General features: G+C 71.6%; 11 protein-coding genes. 5 read left to right on the forward strand and 6 right to left on the reverse strand.

Annotation, left to right across the window (positions count from 1 at the left end; all coding sequences use genetic code 11):
• The first annotated feature begins 119 nt into the window (after positions 1–119).
• Positions 120–1,358 carry a GNAT family N-acetyltransferase gene (locus ACFPA8_RS04070; protein ID WP_386442318.1) on the forward strand — a complete coding sequence of 413 codons (1,239 nt, stop codon included), beginning with the start codon at positions 120–122 and terminating at the stop codon, positions 1,356–1,358.
• A 105-nt stretch (positions 1,359–1,463) separates the two neighbouring features.
• Here ACFPA8_RS04070 and ACFPA8_RS04075 read toward each other — a convergent pair whose 3' ends face one another.
• The 3 genes from ACFPA8_RS04075 to ACFPA8_RS04085 form a co-directional block, all read right to left on the reverse strand.
• Entirely contained in the window at positions 1,464–2,315 is an 852-nt protein-coding gene (locus tag ACFPA8_RS04075) for an Fpg/Nei family DNA glycosylase (protein ID WP_386442321.1), read from the reverse strand.
• 5 nt (positions 2,316–2,320) lie between these two features.
• Positions 2,321–2,806 carry a ribose-5-phosphate isomerase gene (locus tag ACFPA8_RS04080; RefSeq protein WP_386442324.1) on the reverse strand — a complete coding sequence of 162 codons (486 nt, stop codon included), beginning with the start codon at positions 2,804–2,806 and terminating at the stop codon, positions 2,321–2,323.
• A gap of 103 nt (positions 2,807–2,909) precedes the next feature.
• Positions 2,910–3,527, reverse strand: a complete 618-nt coding sequence (locus ACFPA8_RS04085; protein WP_386442327.1) for a biotin transporter BioY — start codon at positions 3,525–3,527, stop codon at positions 2,910–2,912.
• Positions 3,528–3,868: 341 nt separating this feature from the next.
• On the opposite strand from ACFPA8_RS04085, the gene ACFPA8_RS04090 reads away from it, so the two are divergent.
• Positions 3,869–5,332: an amino acid permease gene (locus ACFPA8_RS04090; RefSeq protein ID WP_386442329.1), complete on the forward strand. Its 1,464-nt coding sequence runs from the start codon at positions 3,869–3,871 to the stop codon at positions 5,330–5,332.
• A 343-nt stretch (positions 5,333–5,675) separates the two neighbouring features.
• Here the strand turns inward: ACFPA8_RS04090 and ACFPA8_RS04095 are convergent, their stop codons facing one another.
• Positions 5,676–6,308: a mycothiol-dependent nitroreductase Rv2466c family protein gene (locus tag ACFPA8_RS04095; RefSeq protein WP_386442332.1), complete on the reverse strand. Its 633-nt coding sequence runs from the start codon at positions 6,306–6,308 to the stop codon at positions 5,676–5,678.
• Positions 6,309–6,469: 161 nt separating this feature from the next.
• Between ACFPA8_RS04095 and pepN the strand changes: the two genes are divergently transcribed.
• Positions 6,470–9,145: an aminopeptidase N gene (pepN, locus tag ACFPA8_RS04100; protein WP_386442335.1), complete on the forward strand. Its 2,676-nt coding sequence runs from the start codon at positions 6,470–6,472 to the stop codon at positions 9,143–9,145.
• A gap of 124 nt (positions 9,146–9,269) precedes the next feature.
• Here pepN and ACFPA8_RS04105 read toward each other — a convergent pair whose 3' ends face one another.
• Complete coding sequence (locus tag ACFPA8_RS04105) at positions 9,270–10,205, reverse strand: LysR family transcriptional regulator (RefSeq protein ID WP_386442338.1); 936 nt, start codon at positions 10,203–10,205, stop codon at positions 9,270–9,272.
• 169 nt (positions 10,206–10,374) lie between these two features.
• On the opposite strand from ACFPA8_RS04105, the gene ACFPA8_RS04110 reads away from it, so the two are divergent.
• Complete coding sequence (locus ACFPA8_RS04110) at positions 10,375–11,598, forward strand: MFS transporter (RefSeq protein ID WP_386442344.1); 1,224 nt, start codon at positions 10,375–10,377, stop codon at positions 11,596–11,598.
• 97 nt (positions 11,599–11,695) lie between these two features.
• Here ACFPA8_RS04110 and ACFPA8_RS04115 read toward each other — a convergent pair whose 3' ends face one another.
• Complete coding sequence (locus ACFPA8_RS04115) at positions 11,696–12,703, reverse strand: LysR family transcriptional regulator (protein WP_386442347.1); 1,008 nt, start codon at positions 12,701–12,703, stop codon at positions 11,696–11,698.
• 191 nt (positions 12,704–12,894) lie between these two features.
• On the opposite strand from ACFPA8_RS04115, the gene snpA reads away from it, so the two are divergent.
• Positions 12,895–13,554: a snapalysin gene (gene snpA, locus ACFPA8_RS04120; RefSeq protein WP_386442350.1), complete on the forward strand. Its 660-nt coding sequence runs from the start codon at positions 12,895–12,897 to the stop codon at positions 13,552–13,554.
• Positions 13,555–13,716 lie beyond the last annotated feature (162 nt).

The raw sequence follows: 13,716 nt of genomic DNA on the forward strand, positions 1-13,716 counted from the left end.
GTGCGTCGATTCCGCACACGACGTGCACGGACAAGGGAACGTGCATACGCACGTGCACCGGCCTCGTGTGGCGGGAAAACGCGTTCGCTCATTCACGAATGCCCTGCTAGAGATGCCGCATGACCACAGAGCTACGGATGCTGCGACTGTCCGAATGGGACAAGTGGTACAAGGGAATTTCTCGGGCTTTCGGCGGCTTCGAAGGCGAAGAACGCGAGCTCTACCGGGAGTTGACCGAAATCGATCGCTCCCTCGCCGTCTGGGACGGGGACGACGTCGTGGGCTCGGCCGGCCTCTTCTCGTTCCGGATGACGGTCCCCGGCGGGGCGGTGGTCCCCACGGCGGGCGTCACCATGGTGCACGTGGCCGCCACGCACCGCAGGCGCGGCGTCCTGCGGGCCCTCATGCGCCGCCAGTTGGACGACATCCGGGCGGCGGGCACGGAACCGCTTGCGGTGCTCACCGCCTCGGAGCCGACGATCTACGGACGTTTCGGGTACGGCCTGGCGGCCCGCCAGCTCGATGCGGACATCGACACCTCCAGGGTGAGGCTCCACGTGCCGCCCGAGTCGGACGCGGTGCGGCTGAGGCTCGTCGACGACGCCGCTTCGGCCACCGCGACCTGCGAGGCCGTCTACGAGCAGCGGGTCACGGCCCGGCCGGGGATGCTCCGTCACGGACCCGGCTGGGAGCGCTACCCCCTCCTGGACCCGCCCGGCGGACGCCACGGCTCCACCCCTCTCGCCTGTGTGCTGGCGGAGGGCGAGGACGGCGAGGTGCGGGGGTACGCGCGCTACGCGCTCAAGAGCGAGTGGGACGAGCACGGCGTCGCGACCGGCAGCGTGCTGCTGCGCGACGTGGAGGCGCTGGACCCGGCGGCGTACGGGGCGCTGTGGCGCTACCTCTTCGGCATCGACCTGAAGCCGGTGCTGCGCGTCCGCAACCGTCCCGTGGACGACGCCTGGCTGCACATGATCGGCGACGACGTACGGCTGTGCAGGCCGCGCTGGCGCGACGCGCTGTTCGCGCGCCCGGTGGAGGTGGGGGCCGCCCTCGCCGCCCGTACGTACAGCCGCCCGGTGGACGTGGTCCTGGAGGTCGTGGACGAGTTCTGCCCCTGGAACACGGGCCGTTGGCACCTGGCGGGGGACGAGTCGGGCGCGACGTGCGAGCGCACCTCGGACCCGGCCGATCTCGCGCTGTCCGTACGGGAGTTGAGCGCCGCCTACCTCGGCTGCACCGCCCTTCGCACGCTGGGGCACGCCGGTCTCGTACGCGAGTTGCGTGAGGGGGCGCTCGGCGCCGCGTCGGGCGCCTTCGTCACGGACCTGGCGCCGTGGCTGCCGCACGGCTTCTGAGCCCCGTCCGGCCCCCGTCACTGTGCCGACGTGTGCCGGACCAGGACGACCGGACTCCGGCCCCGGGACGCCGGACGGCTGTCCGGCGGGAGGGAAGCGGCGGGTTCAGGACGGCTGGCAGCGCGGGCACCAGAAGAGGTTGCGGGCTGCCAGCCCCGCGGTGCGGACCGCCTCACCGCAGATGTGGCAGGGCTGTCCCGCCCGCCGGTACACGTAGACCTCGCCGCCGTGGTCGTCGACGCGTGGGGGCCGTCCCATGGCCTCGGGAGTGTGCTGGGGGCGCACGGTGTCGATGCGGTTGTTCCGTACTCCCTCGTGCATCAACTCGACGAGATCGGCCCACAGTTCGTCCCACTCGCCGCGGCTCAGGCCACGGCCGGGGCGGTACGGGTCGATGCCGTGCCGGAAGAGCACTTCGGCGCGGTAGACGTTGCCGACTCCCGCGACGACCTTCTGGTCCATCAGCAGGGCGGCCACGGTGGTCCGGCTGCGGGAGACGCGCGACCAGGCGGCACCGGGATCGGCGTCCTTGCGCAGGGGGTCGGGCCCCAGCCGGTCCTCGACGGCCTGCTTCTCGTCCTCGGTGATCAGCTCGCAGCGAGCAGGGCCGCGCAGATCCACGTAACGCGCGGAAGCCGCGGCGGACCCGGCGTCGCCTCCGCCGTACCGTCCGGCGGCGGCCAGCCGGAGCCGCACCTGCCCCACGGGGGCCGGCGCCGGGCCCGTACCGAAGGTGAACTTGCCGTACAGGCCCAGGTGTACGTGCACCCAGCCCGCTCCCCCGAAGCCGAGGAAGAGGTGCTTGCCGTGTGCGTCGGCGTCCGTCATGACCCGGCCGTCGAGGAGTGCCGCACCGTCGGCGAACTTGCCCTGCGGGCTGGCGGCCCGTACCGCCAGCCCGCCGAAGCGCTCCCGGAAGTCCTCCGCGAGCCGGTGGATCGTGTGCCCCTCGGGCATCCGCGTCAGGACTCCGGGTGGTGGGCCGGTACCGGAGGCAGCTGGCCCGTGGCCTCGTAGGCCGAGAGCATGTCGATACGGCGCTCGTGCCGCTCGTCCTGCGAGAAGGGGGTGCCGAGGAACTTCTCGACGAACTTCACGGCCTCGTCCGGGCTGTGCATCCGTGCGCCGATGCTGACCATGTTGGCGTTGTTGTGCTCACGGGCGAGCGAAGCGGTCTCCTCGCTCCAGGCGAGCGCGCAGCGCACACCGCTGACCTTGTTGGCGGCCATCTGTTCGCCGTTGCCGGAGCCGCCGACGACGATGCCCAGCGCCTCGCCCTCCTGAGCGGTGCGTTCGGCTGCGCGGAGGCAGAAGGGCGGGTAGTCGTCGGCGGCGTCGTAGATGTGCGGGCCGCAGTCCACGGGGTCGTGACCGTTGGCCTTCAGCCACTCGACGAGGTGGTTCTTGAGTTCGTAGCCCGCATGATCGGAGCCGAGGTACACGCGCATGGGCCGAGTCTATGCGGCGCGGTTCGGGCGTACCGGACCGGGCGTGACCACGGGCGTCACCTCGGGGCCGGGGCCGCGGGCCGCCGCCCCGGCGCCCGTGACGTCAGCCGCGCCGGCCGACCAGCTTCCATGCGCCCGGCAGCGCACCCATCGCGAGGAGCGCCTTGAGCATGTCGCCGACGAGGAAGGGCACGAGACCCGCCGCCACGGCCTCGGACAGTGACATTCCGGTGGCGACGGCGAGGTAGGGCACGCCCACCGCGTAGGTGACCGCCATGCCCGCCGCCATGGTTCCAGCCGTACGCAGCACGTCACGGTCGCCGCCGCGCCGGGCCAGCGCACCGACCACGGTCGCCGCGAGCAGCATCCCCAGCACGTAGCCGAAGGAAGGCATCGCCGCACCGGACGACGCCTCGGCGAACCAGGGCATGCCCGCGACGCCGGCCAGCGTGTACAGCGCCATGGACAGGAAGCCCCGGCGGGCGCCCAGTCCGGCGCCGACGAGCAGGGCTGCGAAGGTCTGCCCGGTGACCGGGACCGGCGATCCCGGTACGGGGACGGCGAGTTGAGCGGCGATGCCGGTGAGTGCGGCGCCGCCGACGACCAGGGCCGCGTCGCGGGCGTGGGCGCGGACGCCGGAGGCGTCGGTCCCGGTGGGGGCCAGCACGTCGGCGAGCACGTTGCCGGGGCGCGGGTCGGCGGCGGGGGTGAGGGCACTCATCGGGCTGCTCCGGGGGGTCCTGGTGGTCTGGTGGTCTGGCGGTCTGGCGGTCTGGTCCGGGATCGTCTGCACGGCTGTGCGTGCGCGGACGGCTCAGCGTGTACGAACTGTTCGACGCCAGTGCTGTGGCCGACGGACTTTCCTACCCGCCCGGGGGCCGGTGACAACACAGACGCAACCGTCTGAGGGGGAACTCACATCGCCGGCGTGACCACGCGGCGCGGCAGACCCGTCAGGAACCGGCAAGCTCCCGGGGGCCGTTCACGTGCCGCTCCCACCCGCTGCCACACTGAGTCGCGCGTTACCACGCTCAATTGCAGTCTCCAAGAACGGCCTGTTCCATGACGCGTACCGAGTTGTCCGACGCGCCGCCCCCGAGCCCCGGAGGCTCCGGAAACGCCCGGGGAGAGCACGCGCTCGCCCACGGGCTCAAGCAGCGGCACCTTTCCATGATCGCTCTGGGGGGTGTGATCGGTGCCGGCCTGTTCGTGGGGTCGGGTGCGGGTATCGCCGCGGCCGGCCCCTCGATCGTCCTCGCCTACGCGGCATCGGGTCTGCTCGTCATGCTCGTGATGCGCATGCTGGGTGAGATGTCGGCGGCCAACCCCGCCTCCGGCTCCTTCTCGGTGCACGCGGAGCGCGCCCTCGGCCCCTGGGCGGGATTCACCGCGGGGTGGATCTACTGGACCCTGCTGTGCGTGGCGATCGCGACGGAGGCCACTGCCGCGGCGGACATCATGGTGAGCTGGCTGCCCGGCAGCGAACCGTGGATGTGGGTCGCGCTGTTCATGGCGCTCTTCTGCCTGTCCAACCTGGTCGCCGTACGCAACTTCGGGGAGACCGAGTTCTGGTTCGCCGCCCTGAAGGTCTTCGCGATCACGGCGTTCCTGCTGCTGGGACTCTTCGCCGTCGTCGGCCTCATGCCCGGCGTCGACGCCCCCGGCACGTCCAACCTCACCGGAGCAGGCGGATTCCTGCCCGAGGGCACCAACGGGCTGGTCGTCGGGCTGCTCGCCTCCGTCTTCGCCTACGGCGGACTGGAGACGGTGACGATCGCCGCCGCGGAGTCCGAGGACCCCGTGCGCGGTGTCGCCAAGGCGGTGCGTACCGCGATGTGGCGCATCGCTGTCTTCTACGTCGGCTCGATGCTGGTGATCGTCACGCTGATCCCGTGGGACGACAAGTCGGTGGTCTCCGGCCCGTACGCCGCCGTGCTCGACCACCTGGGCATCCCCGCCGCCGCACAGGTGATGAACACCGTCGTGCTGGTCGCGCTGCTGTCGGCCATGAACGCCAACATCTACGGGGCATCCCGCATGGCCTTCTCGCTCATCGCCCGCGGTCAGGGGCCGCGCTTCCTGGGCAGGGTCAGCGCGAGCGGGGTGCCGCGCCGGGCGGTGATCGCCTCCTCCGTCTTCGGCTTCGTCGCCGTACTGCTGAACTTCTGGTGGCCGGAGACGGTCTTCCAGTGGCTGCTGAACATGGTCGGCGCCGCGACCCTCGTCGTGTGGGGCTTCATCTCGGTCTCGCAGCTGGTCAGCCGGCGCCGCCTGGAGCGTGAGGCACCCGAGAGGCTCGTGGTCCGGATGTGGGCCTTCCCCGTACTGACGTGGGTGGCGATCCTCGGCATCCTCTCGGTGCTGGGACTGATGCTGCGTGAGGGCGACACCCGCACCCAGCTCGCCTTCACCGCCTGTCTGACGATGGTCCTGATCGTCATCGGCCTCTTCCGCCAGAAGTACCTGCCGCGCGAGGACAGCCGTACGGGCGGGGAGACCGGGAGCGCGCCCGTACGGAGCGACTGAGCCCACGGGCGGGGGCTCGCGGCGGCAGGCGGACACGCCGCCGCTGCCCGCCGCCCGAGGCAACCGGACACACCGCGGAGCGGTCCCGCACGACGGGACCGCTCCGCTTTTTCCCGCACTGTTGCCGCCGGCGTTATCTTGCAAGTAATACGCAACAAGAAACCCCTGCCCGTGATCGTCTTCTCACCTTTCACAGGGCAGGCGGAAAGAGGGAGGGCCCGTACGGACGTGACGGACGTGACGGACGAGACGGACGTGACGGACGGGGGCCCTCCTGCTCTCGCGGCAGCACGCGGGCTTGTGCGGCAGCCGGCCGCGCTCGTACGGGCCGGACGGACTCCGCTCAGTCGTCGAAGACCGGCGCGGTGTCCCGGGTGCGCTTGATCTCGAAGAAGCCCGGTGTCGAGGCGACCATCAGCGTTCCGTCCCAGAGGCGGGCCGCCGCCTCCCCCTTGGGCGCCGGGGTGACCACCGGGCCGAAGAAGGCGATGCGCTCGCCGTCCGAACCGGGGACGGCGATGACGGGTGTGCCCACGTCCTGGCCGACCAGGTCGATGCCCTCCTTGTGCGAGGCGCGTACGGCCTCGTCGTACTCCGTGGAGTCGGCGGCGTCGACGAGGGACGCGGGCAGCCCCGCCTCCTCGAGGGACTCGGCCAGCAGCTCACGCGACAGGTCCCGGCCGCGGTTGTGCAGGCGGGTGCCCAGAGCCGTGTAGAGCGGGGCGAGAGCTTCCGGGCCGTGCTTCTGCTCGGCGGCGACGCACACCCGCACCGGGCCCCAGGCCGCCGCCAGCATCTCCCGGTACTCCTCGGGCAGTTCGTCCAGCTTGTTCTCGTTGAGGACGGCCAGGCTCATCACGTGCCAGCGGACCTCCACCGGCCGCACCTTCTCCACCTCCAGCATCCAGCGGGAGGTCAGCCAGGCCCACGGGCACCTGGGGTCGAACCAGAAGTCGGCAACGGTCTTCTCGGGCATGGCCACGTCTCCTCGGCAACGGTGAAAGCTCTGCGCTCCACCAACGCGGGCTCCGGCGCCGCAATTCCCGTGCGTCCCGGGGGCGGCCCCGTGAAATGCTGAGCCGCGTCGCCGGGGAAACCGACGAACCGGCCGTGAACCGCGAGAACAGGAGCCATGCCGTGTCCGGAGAGAACCTGACCCGTGACGAAGCTCGGCGACGGGCCCGGCTGCTGTCCGTGCACGGATACGAGGTGGCGCTCGACCTGCGCTCGGCGATCGCTCCCCCGCCCGCGGACGGGCCGCGTACTTTCCGGTCGACGACGACGATCCGTTTCGCCTGCGCCGAGCCGGGCGCGTCCAGCTTCGCCGACCTCGTCGCGCCCCAGGTGCACTCGGTGACCCTCAACGGGCGGTCGCTGCCCGTCGACACGGTGTACGACGGCTCACGCATCGCCCTCGACGGACTGGCCGCGGAGAACGAGCTCGTGGTCGACGCGGCCTGCGCCTACAGCCGCACGGGCGAGGGCCTCCACCACTTCCTGGACCCGGAGGACGGCGAGGTCTACCTCTACACCCAGTACGAACCGGCCGACGCCCGGCGGGTGTTCGCGAACTTCGAGCAGCCCGACCTCAAAGCGCCCTTCGACTTCACCGTCACCGCGCCCGCGAAGTGGACCGTACTGAGCAACGGTGTACAGGAGGGTGAGCCCCAGACCCTCGACGAGGGCGCAGCCGCCTGCCGGCGCTTCGCGCGCACCGAGCCGATCTCGACGTACATCACCGCCGTCGTCGCGGGGCCCTACCACTACGTCACCGACACCTACCGGCGCACCCTGGGGTCGGGCGCCGAGCGTACGGAGCTCGAGATCCCGCTCGGGGCGCTGTGCCGCAAGGGGCTTGCCAAGCACTTCGACCCGGAGGAGGTCTTCACCGTCACCAAGCAGGGCCTGGACTTCTTCCACGACCACTTCGCCTTCCCCTACCCCTTCGGGAAGTACGACCAGGCGTTCGTGCCGGAGTACAACCTCGGAGCGATGGAGAATCCCGGAATCGTCACCTTCCGTGAGGAGTTCGTCTTCCGCGGCAAGGTCACGGAGGCCTCCTACGAGGGCAGGGCGAACGTGATCCTGCACGAGATGGCGCACATGTGGTTCGGCGATCTCGTCACCATGGAGTGGTGGGACGACCTGTGGCTCAAGGAGTCCTTCGCCGACTTCATGGGGGCGCTCGCGCTCGTGGAGGCCACCCGCTTCAAGGACGGCTGGATCACCTTCGCCAACCGCCGCAAGTCCTGGGCGTACCGCGCCGATCAGCTTCCCTCCACCCATCCCGTCACGGCCGACATCCGCGATCTCGAGGACGCCAAGCTCAACTTCGACGGGATCACCTACGCCAAGGGCGCCTCCGTGCTCAAGCAGCTCGTGGCGTACGTGGGGCGCGACACGTTCCTGGAGGGCGCCAGGCGGTACTTCCAGCGGCACGCCTGGGGGAACACCACGCTGGGAGACCTGCTGTCCGTGCTCACCGAGACCTCGGGCCGGGACATGGAGGCGTGGTCGCGGGACTGGCTGCAGACCGCGGGCGTGAACTCCCTGACGCCGCAGGTCACTTGCGGCGCGGACGGCCGCGTCACCGAGCTCGCCGTCCTTCAGGAGGCGCAGGGCGGCAATCCGGTGCTGCGCCCGCACCGGGTCGCGGTCGGGCTCTACCGCCACGACGTCGCGGAGAGCAGGCTGGTCCGCTACGCCAGGACGGAGACGGACGTCACCGGCGCCCGTACCGTCGTCGGCGAACTCGCGGGCCAGGAACGGCCGGACCTCGTGCTCGTCAACGACGACGACCTGACGTACTGCAAGACCCGGCTCGACGAGGTCTCGCTGGCCACACTCCGCGCGCACCTCGGCGAGCTCACCGCGCCCCATCCGGGCGGGCGCCCGGCACCCGCCGAAGAAGGCCACAACGCGTCGCTGTCCAGGGCCCTTTGCTGGTCCGCGATGTGGAACCTCACGCGCGACGGTCTGATGCCCGCCAGGGACTTCACCGGCCTCGTGACCGACTTCGCCGGACGGGAGTCCGACATCGGCGTGCTGCAGATGCTGCACGTCTGGAGCCGTACCGCCGTCACCCACTACGCCGCTCCGGAGTGGCGTGAGCAGGGCAGGCGGGCCCTGGCCGAAGGCGCCCTGAGCCGTCTGCGGCTGGCGGAGCCGGGCAGCGGGCACCAATTGGCGTGGGCGCGCCACTTCGCCGCCCTCGCCACGGACGAGAAGGATCTGCGGCTGCTCCAGGGGCTGCTGGCGGGCACGGCCCGCATCGACGGGCTGGAGGTCGACCAGGAACTGCGCTGGACGTTCCTGGAGACGCTGGCCGCGCGGGGCGAGGCCGACGCAGCGGCGGTGGACGCCGAACTCGACCGCGACGACACCGCCTCCGGCAAACGGCACCACGTGCGCTGCCTGGCCGCCCGGCCCTCCGCGGAGGTCAAGGCGGAGGCGTGGGACGCGGTCATCAAGTCCGACCGGCTCTCCAACGCCCTTGTCGAAGCGACCATTTCGGGGTTCGCGCAGCCCGGCCAGGAGGAGCTGACCGCTCCGTACGCCGGGCCGTACTTCGAAGCGCTGGAGGAGATCTGGCGTACGCGTTCGATCGAGATCGCCATGGCCGTCGTACGGGGCCTCTACCCCGACCTGCAGACCGACCAGGCCACGCTGGACGCGACCGACGCGTGGCTCGCCGCCCACGAGGACGCGGCGCCCGCCCTGCGCCGCCTCGTGCTGGAGTCCCGCGACGACTTGGCCCGTGCCCTGCGGGCGCAGCGCTGCGACGCGGCCTCGGCGGGCGGGCCCACGGGCTGAGGACGGCGGGGCCGGACGCCGGGACCGGGCCCGGCCGTCCCGGAGAGGTCCGGCTTCTCGTAACGCCTCGTCCGCACCCGCGTCTTGCGCCGTGCACGGCGGCCGTCACCGGGCGACACGGTGGTCACGGCCGCTGGGCCCATGCCGGTGTCCAGGTCTCGGTGTCCGAGTGGCCGGACCGCCCTGGGCGGAGGTGGTCGCGGAGCGCGGCGAGCGCCGGATGCGCGTTGTCGCGGTGCCATACGAGTGAGTGCGGGTAGACGGGTGCCGGATTCCGCACGGCGACGCGCCGCAGGTCCTGGGCGGCGGGCCAGACGAGGCGAGTCCGCTCGCCGACGAAGGTCGCCAGCGACCGGGAGTCGGCGATGGTGTCCAGCAGGGGCTCGGTGCCGAAATCGGGGCCGGTGATCTCGATTTCGAGCCCGAACGCGGCGGCGAGGGCATCGTAGTAGGCGGCCCACTCGGTGCCGGGAACGATGCCGGGCATCCAGATCCGGTGTCCGGCGAGCTCGGCGGGCGTGACCGCCCGGGCGGCAGCGAGATCGTGGAGCGGCCCGGTGAGAAGCTGGACGGGCTCGTCGAAGGCATGGGCGGCCACGATGTCGCCGGGGAGCCGCCGTCCGGGCATCGTGACGGCGCGGAACGACGCGTCGACCGTGCCGGACCGGATGGCGTCGATGGCCGCGTCGGCGTCGAAAAGGGTCACGACGTCGAGCTCGACCCCGGGACGTGCCCGATGGAAATCGCCCAGCACGGCGGCCGGGGCGAGCCGCCGGCCGATCACGTCGACCCGCAGCGCGCGACGGCCAGCACGGACGGAGGCCACTGCCCGCGCTTCGGCCCGCAGGAGGTCGCGGGCGTGCGGCAGGAACGCCTCTCCGTCGATGGTGAGCCTCGCTCCTCGCGCGGTGCGGGTGAACAGCCGCACGCCGAGGATCTTCTCCAGTGCCGCGATGCGTTTGGAGACAGCCTGCTGGGTGACCGACAGTTCGGCTGCGGCGTCGTGGAACCGCCCCCCGTCCGCGGCGGCGACGAAGGTGCGCACAGCATCGAGGTCCACACCGGTCACGCTATCGGCACAACCAACGGTTGTGCTCTGCCGGCCGACCGGTTGTTTGATCTCGCCGTCCGCCACCCGCTTTGATGCCCGACGGTCAGCGCGTGGCTGTCCAGGTGGCGAGAGGTGCGTCGGGTATGGCGGGCGGGCGCTGGGCAGGCGGTTCGGATGGTTGTGGGCGTCGTACGCCGTCAGCTCGTACGGCACCTCGCTCGGATTCGGCGCGTTCCCCATGATCGCGATCCTGGTGCTGCACTCCGGGCCGGCCCAGGTGGCGGCGCTGGCTGCCGCGGGACGGGCCGTGGGAGCCGTGGCCGCGCTGCCGCTCGGGCCATGGGTGGAGTTCCGCCGCAAGCGGCCGGTCATGGCGGCAATGGACCTGACCCGGTTCGCGGCGTTGATGAGCGTTCCCGCCGCGTTCGCGCTCGGCCGGCTCAGCTTCGCCCAACTCCTCGTCGTCTCCGTCGTCGTCACCGCGGCCGGCATCGCGTTCAACGCGGCCGGCGGTGCGTATCTGAAGGCGCTCCTGCCGCCGCAGGACCTGCTCGTCGCGAACGGCCGGTTCGAGTCCACTACTTGGACCGCGACGATGGCCGGACCACCACTCGGGGGCGCCGCGACGGCGATGTTCGGCCCGGTGACGACCGTGACCGCCGATGCGGTCAGCTATCTGCTCTCGGCCCTGGGAATCCGCGCCATCGGCGGGACGGAACCGCGCCCCACCCGGACCGGTGCACCGCGGCTGCGAGCAGGCGATCTGCTCGAAGGATGGCGCTGCATCCTCACGCACCGAGCGCTGCGCCCGCTGTTCTTCAACGCGATCCTGGTCAACGGCCTGATCATGGCCTCCGAGCCGCTGCTCGCCGTACTCCTGCTGGGTCAGCTCGGGTTCACGCCCTGGCAGTACGGTCTCGTGTTCGCGGTTCCCTGCGTCGGCGGGCTCGTCGGCTCACGCCTCGCGAGCCGGCTCGTGGCGCGGTTCGGGCAGCACGAGGTGATGCTGACCGCCGGGGTGCTCCGGGCGTGCTGGCCTGTCGGGCTAGCGTTCGCCCAACCCGGCGTGCCGGGGATCGTGCTTGTGATCGCGGTCCAACTCGGTCTGGTGACCTGCTGCGGCGTGTTCAACCCGGTGCTCGCCACCTACCGGCTCGACCACGTCGACCCCGGCCGGGTCGCCCGCACCCTGACTGCGTGGTCGGTCAGCAGCAGCGCCGCCATCGCCGCCCTGACCGCGGCGTGGGGGCTGCTCGCCGCCGTCACCGGCCCCCGTACCGCGATCGCAGTCGCCGGCGTCCTCCTCCTGGCCACCCCGTTCCTGCTCCCGCGCCGCCAGGACGCGCTCCGGGAGAAGCTCACCGGGGCCGGGGGGACCGACGCGCGGACCGGGGCCGGGTGACCGAGACCCTGCGGGCCCGCCGCCCTTGACTCCGCGGTGCCGCCACGACGGCCGCCCGGCGTGGGCACGCGGTCCCTCGGCCAGGACGGACCCCCGGCTAGGCCACCACGGTGAAAGGCAACGAAGCGGAGTCGTCGTGGCGTTGGAGCCAGTGCCGGTAGGGCTCGCTCGCCCACGCGACCTCACGGTAGGCCGACTCCAGGTCGGCGAGGAGCGTCTCGGGTTCGATCACCGGCTTCGTCCCGGGCCTCGGTTCCGGCGTGGCGAGCAGCAGCCGTACGGCGAGCGGATCGCCCAGCAGCGGCCGAACGACCCAGCCGGGGCGGGCCGGTGACGTGGGCTGGCACGGGGCGACGACCTCCCCCGCGGCGACCAGGTCGGCAGCGGCCATGTTGTCGCCGTGCACCACGCGGGGGCTGATGCCCGCGTCGGCGAAGACCCGCCGCAGGCCCGTCCATTCGCCGTCTGCCGTCGGGTCGACCATCCAGCGTTCGTGGGCCAGTTCCCCCAGGCTCAGCACCGGTTGCTCGGCTGCCGGATGCGTCGCGGAGATGGCGACGAACTGCGGTTCCCGCTCGACGAGTACGTGCAGGACCACTCCGTCCGGTACGTGCAGCGGGGTGCCCTCGACCTCGTGCACGAAGACCGCGTCGAGCTGATGGGCGGCGACCATCCGCAGCAGGGCGTGTGCCCGTACGTCCATGTGGAAGGTGGTGTCGGCCTCCGGCAGCCGGCTGCGCAGCCGGCGGAGCCAGCCGGGGACCGCCGGGCTGCCCGTACTGCCGATGCGCAGGGACTCGCCGCCGGTGCGGCCGGCGGCGGCCCGCGTCTCGCTGACCAGGGCGCTCATCTCGGCAACGAGCGGCCGGGCACGGCAGAGGAGGAACCGGCCGAGCGGCGTGGGCCTGCTGCCGGTACGCTCCCGCGTGAAGAGCTGTCCTCCGACGGCCTGTTCGATGCGGCGGAGCTGCGTCGTCAACGAGGGCTGGGTCATGCCGAGTTGACGGGCGGCCTTGTGCACGCTGCCCGTGTCGGCAATGGCGCACAGCGCACGAAGATGCCTCACTTCGAGCTCCACACCCGGAGCATATCGGTGCGTGCGCATGACACACCAGATGCCGAGGTGCCTGCCGAAGCCCCGTATACCGGGTGATATCTCGAAGCTATCGCCACCTGCCATCATCCCTTGGGCGCGAGACTCCAACAGACTCTGCGTCGGCAGGAGTTCTTTCCGGCAGTGCCGGCCGCACCCCACCTTGAAGCGGCCCGGCGCTACGGACCAGGAGGAGACCCCCCATGAAGCGACGCACCACGGCACTCTCCGCGACACTCGGCCTCGGTCTGGCCCTGGGTCTGGGTGCGATGCCGGCTTCGGCCGCGACGCCGGACGACGGCGCCGCCAAGAGCAGCGTCAGCAGGACCGGCTTCGTCGGCGAGTCCAACAAGGCGAACGAGGCGTTCTTCAACGCCGTCGTCAAGGACGCGCTGAAGAAGCAGGCCGCGAAGCCCGGCATCCAGGCCGTCACCGTCAACTACGACGCCAGCGGCGCCCCCACCTTCGCCGGCGAGATCGCGCAGTCCACGGCGACCTGGAACGCGGCCGTCTCCAACGTGCAGCTGGCCGAGGGAGGCAGCGCCAGCTTCGACTACCGCGAGGGTGACGACCCGCGTGGTTCGTACGCTTCGACGGACGGCCACGGCAACGGCTACATCTTCCTCGACTACGCCCAGAACCAGGAATACGACTCCAACCGCGTCGTCGCGCACGAGACCGGTCACGTCCTCGGTCTCCCGGACCACTACGAGGGTCCGTGCAGCGAGCTCATGTCCGGTGGCGGCCCCGGCCCGTCCTGCACCAACGCCAAGCCGGACGCCAACGAGGCCGCCCAGGTCCAGTCCCTGTGGGCCAACGGCGTGGCGAACGCCGCCTTCGACCAGGCTGCCTTCGCCAAGTAACGCCGCAAGGCCGCGAGTTGCAGGACCAGCACCACCAGCACCACGCCTGAAGCACCGAACGCACCACGCCTGAGGTGGAACCCCATTCCCCCCACACGGAGGCCCCCGGTCCGACCGGGGGCCTTCGAGGTGTCCGGGACGGGTTCCCGGCCGGATCCCGGA

It is taken from the genome of Streptomyces ovatisporus, assembly GCF_042653885.1.
GTDB classification, from domain to species: Bacteria; Actinomycetota; Actinomycetes; order Streptomycetales; family Streptomycetaceae; genus Streptomyces; species Streptomyces ovatisporus.

Excerpts from the sequence above, each read along its gene's own strand:
- ACFPA8_RS04115 (WP_386442347.1), bottom strand. The coding sequence starts at position 12,703 with ATGCGCACGCACCGATATGCTCCGGGTGTGGAGCTCGAAGTGAGGCAT.
- ACFPA8_RS04075 (WP_386442321.1), bottom strand. The coding sequence starts at position 2,315 with ATGCCCGAGGGGCACACGATCCACCGGCTCGCGGAGGACTTCCGGGAG.
- ACFPA8_RS04095 (WP_386442332.1), bottom strand. The coding sequence starts at position 6,308 with ATGCCCGAGAAGACCGTTGCCGACTTCTGGTTCGACCCCAGGTGCCCG.
- ACFPA8_RS04090 (WP_386442329.1), top strand. The coding sequence starts at position 3,869 with ATGACGCGTACCGAGTTGTCCGACGCGCCGCCCCCGAGCCCCGGAGGC.
- snpA (WP_386442350.1), top strand. The coding sequence starts at position 12,895 with ATGAAGCGACGCACCACGGCACTCTCCGCGACACTCGGCCTCGGTCTG.
- ACFPA8_RS04070 (WP_386442318.1), top strand. The coding sequence starts at position 120 with ATGACCACAGAGCTACGGATGCTGCGACTGTCCGAATGGGACAAGTGG.
- ACFPA8_RS04085 (WP_386442327.1), bottom strand. The coding sequence starts at position 3,527 with ATGAGTGCCCTCACCCCCGCCGCCGACCCGCGCCCCGGCAACGTGCTC.
- ACFPA8_RS04080 (WP_386442324.1), bottom strand. The coding sequence starts at position 2,806 with ATGCGCGTGTACCTCGGCTCCGATCATGCGGGCTACGAACTCAAGAAC.